10 protein-coding genes are annotated in these 8,045 nt (G+C 62.7%); all 10 read right to left on the reverse strand.

The genetic code is table 11. The features are described 5' to 3' along the window. Window positions 1–160 precede the first annotated feature (160 nt). Window positions 161–529 carry a DUF5615 family PIN-like protein gene (locus tag QZY48_RS18535; RefSeq protein WP_295433925.1) on the reverse strand — a complete coding sequence of 123 codons (369 nt, stop codon included), beginning with the start codon at window positions 527–529 and terminating at the stop codon, window positions 161–163. Beyond that, window positions 526–738 carry a DUF433 domain-containing protein gene (locus QZY48_RS18540; protein WP_295433927.1) on the reverse strand — a complete coding sequence of 71 codons (213 nt, stop codon included), beginning with the start codon at window positions 736–738 and terminating at the stop codon, window positions 526–528. Before QZY48_RS18540 ends, QZY48_RS18535 begins: the two co-directional genes overlap by 4 nt. A gap of 85 nt (window positions 739–823) precedes the next feature. Further along, the gene (locus QZY48_RS18545) at window positions 824–1,429 is read right to left on the reverse strand and encodes a hypothetical protein (RefSeq protein ID WP_295433930.1); all 606 of its coding nucleotides are present in this window, start codon (window positions 1,427–1,429) and stop codon (window positions 824–826) included. 15 nt (window positions 1,430–1,444) lie between these two features. After that, complete coding sequence (locus QZY48_RS34900; protein WP_366929730.1) at window positions 1,445–1,963, reverse strand: nucleotide-binding protein; 519 nt, start codon at window positions 1,961–1,963, stop codon at window positions 1,445–1,447. Then, window positions 1,963–2,199 (reverse strand): type II toxin-antitoxin system HicB family antitoxin, encoded by a 237-nt coding sequence (locus QZY48_RS18550; protein ID WP_295433933.1) that lies wholly within the window; start codon window positions 2,197–2,199, stop codon window positions 1,963–1,965. The genes QZY48_RS34900 and QZY48_RS18550 overlap by 1 nt, the downstream gene beginning before the upstream one ends. Continuing rightward, complete coding sequence (locus tag QZY48_RS18555; RefSeq protein ID WP_295433935.1) at window positions 2,196–2,501, reverse strand: type II toxin-antitoxin system HicA family toxin; 306 nt, start codon at window positions 2,499–2,501, stop codon at window positions 2,196–2,198. Before QZY48_RS18555 ends, QZY48_RS18550 begins: the two co-directional genes overlap by 4 nt. Window positions 2,502–2,732: 231 nt before the next feature. After that, window positions 2,733–3,863: a molecular chaperone DnaJ gene (gene dnaJ / locus QZY48_RS18560; protein WP_295433938.1), complete on the reverse strand. Its 1,131-nt coding sequence runs from the start codon at window positions 3,861–3,863 to the stop codon at window positions 2,733–2,735. Between the two features lie 108 nt (window positions 3,864–3,971). After that, window positions 3,972–5,924, reverse strand: a complete 1,953-nt coding sequence (gene dnaK / locus QZY48_RS18565) for a molecular chaperone DnaK (RefSeq protein ID WP_295433941.1) — start codon at window positions 5,922–5,924, stop codon at window positions 3,972–3,974. Window positions 5,925–6,072: 148 nt separating this feature from the next. Then, entirely contained in the window at window positions 6,073–6,660 is a 588-nt protein-coding gene (gene grpE, locus QZY48_RS18570; protein WP_295433944.1) for a nucleotide exchange factor GrpE, read from the reverse strand. An 81-nt stretch (window positions 6,661–6,741) separates the two neighbouring features. Beyond that, window positions 6,742–7,794 (reverse strand): heat-inducible transcriptional repressor HrcA, encoded by a 1,053-nt coding sequence (gene hrcA, locus QZY48_RS18575; RefSeq protein ID WP_295433947.1) that lies wholly within the window; start codon window positions 7,792–7,794, stop codon window positions 6,742–6,744. Window positions 7,795–8,045: the final 251 nt, after the last annotated feature.

Genomic DNA, 8,045 nt, shown 5'->3' on the forward strand with positions numbered 1-8,045 from the left:
AGTCCACCGGATCCCGCTCCGCCGCTGGTGGACTGCGCTGCGCTTGTCCACCCTACGACGTCCAGTGGCCGGACGGAGGATCAAGGCCAGTCTTCGTCTGTCAGGTCCACCATCCTTGCAATACCAAAGTCTCTTTATTCGGTTTGCAGTGAACGCCATTTCAGCCAAGCGGGGGACGGAAGCGGACCTGATGTTGATCGAGTATCGCCAAGTGGCCTGGTAGAGCGGCAACCAGCGAGTCCATCGCCAGAAACCGACCGAGCAGCGCGACGATCTGTTGTGCGGTCCAATCGTCCGGGACACGCAGGACGAGAAACCCCGGGGCTGCCTGGGGCACATAGCGCCGCACATCGGCAAAGTCGAGGTCTCGCGTAACCAAAATAGCCCCGTCGGTGCACGCCCGGGCCGCGATCTCGTCGTCCCGCGCGTCGCCGAAACCAATATCCTTCACATGCTCCGCCTCGTGGCCCACTTGAAGCAGCAGGGCTAGCACTGACCGCGGCATGTTGGCATCAAGCAGAAATCTCATGCCGCGCCGCGCAGCCGATGGAAGGATTCCTCGCTGACCAATTCGCTCGCAAAGGCGAGCGCCGCCCGAATGTCCTCCTGGGTCAGGTCGTACTCGCGCTGAACATCCTCGAAGCCCATGCCACCGGCAAGGCTTCCGACCACGATGGACACCGGAACCCTTGTGCCCTTCACAACGGGTTTGCCGTGGCAGATGGCGGGGTCGATCAAGATTCGATCGTGATTTGTCATGACGTTGGCCTCAGGCCGCGACGATGGTTGGTTCAGTTGAGATCACCGCAATCGGCTGCCTATATCAGACCTTCCCGCTTGGGATCATGAGTGCTGGATTGCACGACCCTACCCCAGTCGGTCCGGACGCGTGGTCTGGCCCCGACAAGCTCGATTTATCTAGCTGGTATTCGATTAAAGAGCACCGCCCGATGATGGAGATGACTATTAGTTTAAGCCGGTATCGGAGTGAGTCTTCAACATCAAATGGCTCACACAGACGAAAATGAAAAGGTTGATCTGGCTGATTGTCGAACGATAAGTTGTCGCCATAGATATACGTCCGACCTACCGCATCTTTTATCGGGCTCAGTCGGCCGTCGAGCCCAGGAATTGTGGCGGAACCATTTTCAGCAATAACCGAACCCTGGTTTTCGCCGCAGGAAAAGGAGAAGCGTAACTCGTCTGATGGAGCTTTGTCAGGCAGAAAGACTGCAGGAAATGATGGATGTGCAGCGAATATCGTCACTGCTTGTCTATCTGCGATTACAATTTCTGCAGAACCGGCCTCGCTGGAGATGGCCGAGCGGTACGTGCCATTGGGTGAGATCAGACAAATGTGAGCACCATTTACTGGATTATCCAGGTTATCGGTCACCGTAACATTGCACTTTGCTTGCTTCTTCGACATAACCTGACCTCTTTATCAGTGTTGAGGAGGAAGGAGACCCTGCGCATCAGGGGGTAGCCGCCTATCGAGGATACCCAACTCCCTGATAATTTGCCGCATTTTGTGACATGCGGGTCCTAAGGCTGCACGAAGATCTATTTTCTGGATATCGTAGTCAAGCGGTGTGATCCCCAACAGATCGGTTGGCAACTTTAGGCCTGGTCCACCGCGAGGTGTTATCAGAAAGGTGCGAGACTGGCCAACGGCTCCGAAGAAGAGCCCAAGCTCAAAGATCACATTATCGCGCGGCGACAAATGGCTCTTGCCGCGCGACTCAAGCTTGTCGTCGGGTGTAAGCGCAAAGAGTCCGAAGTCAGAATTCCAAGCGGCCTCTACTAGCTGACTAAGCGAGTCCCGGCTTGGCTGGAAGTTGGCGGTCCATATCGAAACTTCTGCATCGTAATCGAGTTCAGCTTGCACAATCCTTACGACTTCAAGGCCCTCCGCTGAGGAGCCAGCGAAGACTCTAGGTAACTTGCAGGGCTTGGGGACCATCAAGCCGCCTGGATGACCAAACGATGTTGAGGCCGCGGCAGCGGCAGCCCAATCTTCTGGCAACTTTCCAGGTGCAGATCCAGTGCCTCGCAAGCATTGGCGAATGCCTGACTCAGGGTCGCGCCGCTGGTGATGATCTCCGGGCAATCCGGGAAGTCGACACTATAGGCGGGGTCTTGGGGCAGATAGCGGATATAGAACACGTAATCGCGATAGCAATGCGTGGTATCGATCATCTCTCAAGCACCCTCAGCAGCTTGCGAATGTCGTCCGGATGGCAGGTCTTGCGCCCGCCGTGGGGTCGGACGATAGTCAGAAGTGTGGCGTCTTTGCGATGCCAGGTCTGGTGGCTGCCGCGCTGGTTGAACAACACGAAGCCCTCGGCACGCAACAGCGACTCAACCTCTGAAAACCGGATATCGCCGGGCGCTTGGCGCATCTTCTCGCGCAGCTTGTCCCTTCGCGTCACGTCGTACCCTCCGCCGACCATCCCCGGCCTGTATTCCGGCACCCAACCGCAATGACTTATGACCTTCATTGCCTCGGAGTCGGGTACCAGGAAAAGGCATCGTTGTGTCACGCCCTTTCAGGGCTGCACCTTCTTATTCCGACAACCCAGGGCGTTGCCCTGGGCTGGTATGTCACGCCCCTTCGGGGCTCAAATAAAACCAGATGACATCATGCCAGTCATCATCAAGTAGATAGCCTGATGCCAGTCATCCGATCGAATTAAACCAATCGTTTTTTCGCCCAGCGGGCGAAAAAACGATTAGAACCCCATCTTCTCGAAGAAGCTCTTGACCCCATCCACCCAGGTCGAGGCCTGCGGACTGTGCCGCGAACCGCCCTCCTGCATGTGCCCGTCGAACTCCCGCAGCAGTTCCTTCTGCCGTTCGGTCAGATTGATCGGGGTCTCGACGAGGACCCGGCAGATCAGGTCACCGCTGACACTCTCGCGTACCGGCTTCACACCCTTGCCGCGGATGCGGAACATCTTGGCCGTTTGGGTCCCGGCGGGGATCCGCAGGCTGACCTTGCCGTCCAGGGTCGGTACCTCCATGTCGCCGCCCAAGGCGGCCACGACGAACCCGATGGGGACCTCGCAGTAGAGGTGGCTGCCCTCACGGGTGAAGATGGGGTGTTCCTGGACCTGGACCTGGACATAGAGGTCCCCGGGGGTGCCGCCATGCTCACCGCGCTCGCCCTCCCCGGCCAACCGGATGCGATCCCCGGTGTCGACCCCGGGGGGCACCTTGACCGACAGGGTCTTTTCCTCTTGCAGCCGGCCGCGCCCACGGCAGTGGGGACAGGACTCCTCGATGATATGGCCCTTGCCGCGGCACTGGGGGCAGGTCTGCTGGATGGAGAAGAAGCCTTGCTGCATCCGCACCTGTCCGGTGCCGCTGCAGGTGGGACAGGTCTTGGGCTTGGTCCCGGGCTTGGCGCCGGAGCCGCCGCAGAACTGGCACTCCACCAGGGTGGGGATGCGAATCTTGACATCCTTGCCGGCGACCGCCTCCTCCAGCGTCAGGCTCAGGTCATAGCGCAGGTCCGAGCCGCGCCCGCGGCCGCGCCCGCCGCGCCCGCCGAAGATGTCGCCGAAGACGTCGCCGAAGATGTCCTGGAAGGACCCGCCGCCGAAGTCGCCGGGACCGCCGAAGCCGCCGGCCCCGGCCTCCACGCCCGCGTGGCCGAACTGATCATAGGCGGTGCGTTTCTTGGCGTCCGAGAGGACGTCATAGGCCAGTTTGATCTCTTTGAACTTGGCCTCGGCACCGGCGTCGCCGGTGTTGCGATCCGGATGGTGTTTCATGGCGAGACGCCGGAAGGCCTTCTTGACGTCGGCCTCGCTGGCGTTGCGCGCAACCTCCAGGATCTCGTAATAGTCGCGTTTGGGCATGGGCAGTGGTCAGTGAATGAGTGGCGAGTGATGAATTGCGAGTGACGAGTTGCGAGCGGCGAGTCACGGATTACTCGCCACTCGCCACTCTCCACTATCCACTCGCAACTATTTCTTATCGTCCTTGACTTCCTCGAACTCGGCATCGACCACGTCGTCCTTGGCACCACCGCCGCCGGATGCGTGACCGGCGCCGGCGTCGCCGCCGCCCGCCCCGCCGCCCTGACCCTCGCCCGGCGCCGCGCCCTGGGCATAGAGCCGCTCGGCCATCTTGGCGGAGGCGTCGCCCAGCTTCTTGGTCAGTGACTCGATGCGGTCCTTGTCCTCGCCCTTGATGGCCTCTTCCAACTCGTGCAGGGCCGACTCGATCCCCGACTTCTCCCCGGCCTCCATCTTGTCGCCGAGCTGCTCCATGGACTTGCGGCAGGAGTGGATCATGCTGTCGGCGTGGTTGCGGGCCGAGACCAGGAGGTGGAAGCGCTTGTCGTCCTCGGCATGGGCCTCTGCGTCCTTGACCATCTTGGCGACCTCCGCGTCCGACAGACCCGAGGACGCCTTGACGATGATCGACTGCTGCTTGCCGGTCGCCTTGTCCTTGGCGGAGACATTGAGGATGCCATTGGCGTCGATGTCGAACTTGACCTCGATCTGGGGCACCCCGCGCGGGGCCAACGGAATATCACTGAGGTCGAAGCGGCCCAGGGACTTGTTGTCGACCGCCCGCTCACGCTCGCCCTGCAGGACGTGCACCGTGACCGCGGTCTGGTGATCGTCGGCGGTGGAGAAGACCTGCTGGGCAGAGGTCGGGATCGTGGTGTTCTTCTCGATCAGCTTGGTCATGACCCCGCCCAGGGTCTCGATACCGAGCGACAGCGGGGTGACGTCGAGCAGCAGCACGTCCTTGACCTGGCCGCCCAGCACGCCGCCCTGGATGGCGGCCCCGATGGCGACGGCCTCGTCCGGGTTCACGTCCCGGCGCGGGGTCTTGCCGAAGAACTCCTCGACCTTGGCCTGGACCTTGGGCATACGGGTCTGACCGCCGACCAGGATCACCTCGTCCACCTGCCCGGCGGTCAGGTTCGCGTCCTTCAGCGCAATGCGGCAGGGCTCGATGGTGCGGTCCACCAGCTCTTCGACCAGGGACTCCAGCTTGGCGCGGGTGAGCTTGACGTTCAGGTGCTTGGGCCCGGTCTGGTCGGCGGTGATATAGGGCAGATTGATGTCGGTCTGCTGGCTGGTCGACAGCTCGATCTTGGCCTTCTCCGCCGCCTCCTTGAGCCGCTGCAGGGCGAGCGGGTCGTTGCGCAGGTCCACCGCCTGGGACTTCTTGAACTCGGCGACCAGGAAGTCGATGATCCGCATATCGAAGTCTTCGCCGCCGAGGAAGGTATCCCCGTTGGTGGACAGGACCTCGAACTGGTGCTCGCCCTCGATCTCCGCGATCTCGATGATCGAGATGTCGAAGGTCCCGCCGCCCAAGTCATAGACGGCGATCTTCTGGTCGCCGCGCTTCTTGTCCATGCCGTAGGCCAAGGCCGCGGCGGTGGGCTCGTTGATGATGCGCTTGACATCGAGGCCGGCGATGCGCCCGGCGTCCTTGGTCGCCTGCCGCTGGGAATCGTTGAAGTAGGCCGGCACCGTGATCACCGCCTCGGTGACCGGGTGCCCCAGGTAATCCTCGGCGGTCTTCTTCATCTTTTGGAGGACCTTGGCCGAGATCTCCGGCGGGGCCATCTTCTTGCCGTTGACCTCCACCCAGGCGTCGCCGTTGTCCGCCTTGACGATCTTATAGGGCACCATGGCCTTGTCCTTGGCCACCACCTGATCCTCGAAACGGCGGCCGATCAAGCGCTTGATGGCGTAGAGGGTATTGTGCGGGTTGGTCACTGCCTGACGCTTGGCGGACTGGCCCACCACCACGTCATTGTCGCCGGTATAGGCGACGATGGACGGCGTGGTGCGGTCACCCTCGGCGTTCTCGATGACCTTGACGCTGTCACCCTCCATGACGGCTACGCAGGAGTTGGTGGTGCCCAGGTCGATACCGATGATCTTTCCCATCTTGTGTCTCCGAATTCTCTTGGTCTCGCGGATGTCGGTGGCGCGCCGGCCCCGAATTGCCCCCTCAGTTGGGGGGAAAGCGGCGGCGGTTCAAGCCGGTTGGTGGTGGCACTTTCATGGTGGGCGACGCGCGTCGCGCCGCGGCGCCTCAGGCGGCGCGCGACACCATGACCAGCGCCGGGCGCACCAGCCGGCCGTTGAGGGTGTAGCCTTTCTGCAACACCGCCGTCACCGTATTGGGGGCCAGGTCTGCCCGCGGCTGCACGGACATGGCCTGGTGGAACTCCGGATTGAAGGCCGCGCCCTGCGGGTCGACCGGCGTCACGCCGAACCGGGCCATCACATCGTCCAAGAGCTTGAGGGTCAAGTCGTTGCCCTCGCGCAGCTTGGCGATGTCGGCGCCCTCCTCCAGGGCCGCGGCGTGGCCCAGTTCCAGGCTGTCGTGGACCTGGAGCAGCTCGCGTACGAAGCCGTCCAGGGCGTACTTGTGGGCCTTCTCCAACTCGGTGGCCTGGCGGCGGCGCAGGTTCTCGGTCTCCGCCCGCGCCCGCAGCAGTTGGTCCCAGTAGTCGTCGGCCTTGGCGCGCGCAGCGGCCAGCTCGGCGCTGACCTCGGCGAGCGTGGCGCTATGCTGTTCGAGCGCCTCGGGCTCGGTGCCCGGCGCCGCCTCCGACTCCGGATCGGACGGGTCCGGGCGCGCGCCCGGGGTGTGGTGATCCATGGTTTCAGTCGTCATATTGACCTCCGTTACGGTCTGCGACCCGGGCGGTGCACCTGGTGAAGGCGCCGGCGGCCGGACCGCGTCTTAAAGCGAGCGCTACTGGCGCAGGGCCGCGGCGAGCAGACGTGCGGTGACGTCCACGATCGGGATCACCCGCTGGTAGTCCATCCGGGTCGGACCGATGACACCGAGCACCCCCACGACCTGGTCGTCGACCCGATAGGCCGTGGTGACCAGGCTGCAATCATCGAGCAGGTCATAGCCCGACTCGTCGCCGATGAAGATCTGCACCCCGTGCGCCTCGATGCAGCGGTCCAGGATATGCAGGATCTCGCGTTTCTGATTGAAGGCGTCGAACAACTGCTTGAGCCGCTCCATACTGGACAGCTCACCGAACTCCATCAGGTTGGTCTGCCCGGCAATGAAGCAGTCGTCGGTGCGCTCGGCCGCCTCCACCACCTCTTGGGCCAGGGTCACGGCGCGCATCATCAGCGCGTCCATGTTCTGGTGGGTATCCTTCAGGTCCTCCAGGATGCGCTTGCGCACGTCCTTGATATCCTGACCGATAAAGACCCGATTCAGATAATTCGAGGCCTCTTCCAACTGGGCGGGGGTGAAGTTGCGCGCGGTGGTGATGATCCGGTTGTGGACCTCACCCTCGCTGGTGATCAGGATCGCCAGCACGCGCGCCCCGGTCAGGGGCAGGAGCTCGATCTGGCGAAAGGCGTGGCGCTCGTGGCGCGGCAGCATCACCACACCCGCCAACTGGGTGACCCCGGACAGCAGGCGCGAGGTGGACTCCACCAGCGACTTGGCGTCGGTCGCGCCGCCGAAGCGCGCCCGCAGCGTCTGGATCTCCGCCGCCGTCGGCTGATGCACCGTCAGCAGGGAGTCCACGAACACCCGGTACCCGGCCACCGTCGGCACCCGGCCGGCGGAGGTGTGGGGGGAGACGACCAGCCCCAGGTCCTCCAGGTCCGCCATCACATTGCGGATCGTGGCCGGACTCAGATCCAGGCCCGTCTCCTTCGACAGGGTCCGGGAGCCGACCGGTTGGCCGTCCTTGATATAGCGCTCCACCAGCACCTTGAGGAAGTGCATGGCGCGCTCGCTGACCTGGGTCTCGACCTGTTTCGCCTGGGATGCCAAGGGGTGCCTGCCGTATGCTCGGGAGTGACGACGACGCCTGCGTCTGGTCCGGTGTCGGCCCGCCGGTGGGGGACCGCTGTTAGCACTCACCTATGGAGAGTGCTAAACCCGCAATCTAGGGGCTTGGCGACAGACTGTCAAGGCATAAGCGGCACGCGGGTGCGATCAGAACTGATGTGGTGACCGAGATCCCGAGTACGCTGTCGTTGTCGTTGTCGTTGTCGAATCATCCGACCACGATTACGACAACG

Origin of the sequence: uncultured Thiodictyon sp. (assembly GCF_903828115.1) — a bacterium.
Classification (GTDB): Bacteria; Pseudomonadota; Gammaproteobacteria; order Chromatiales; family Chromatiaceae; genus Thiodictyon.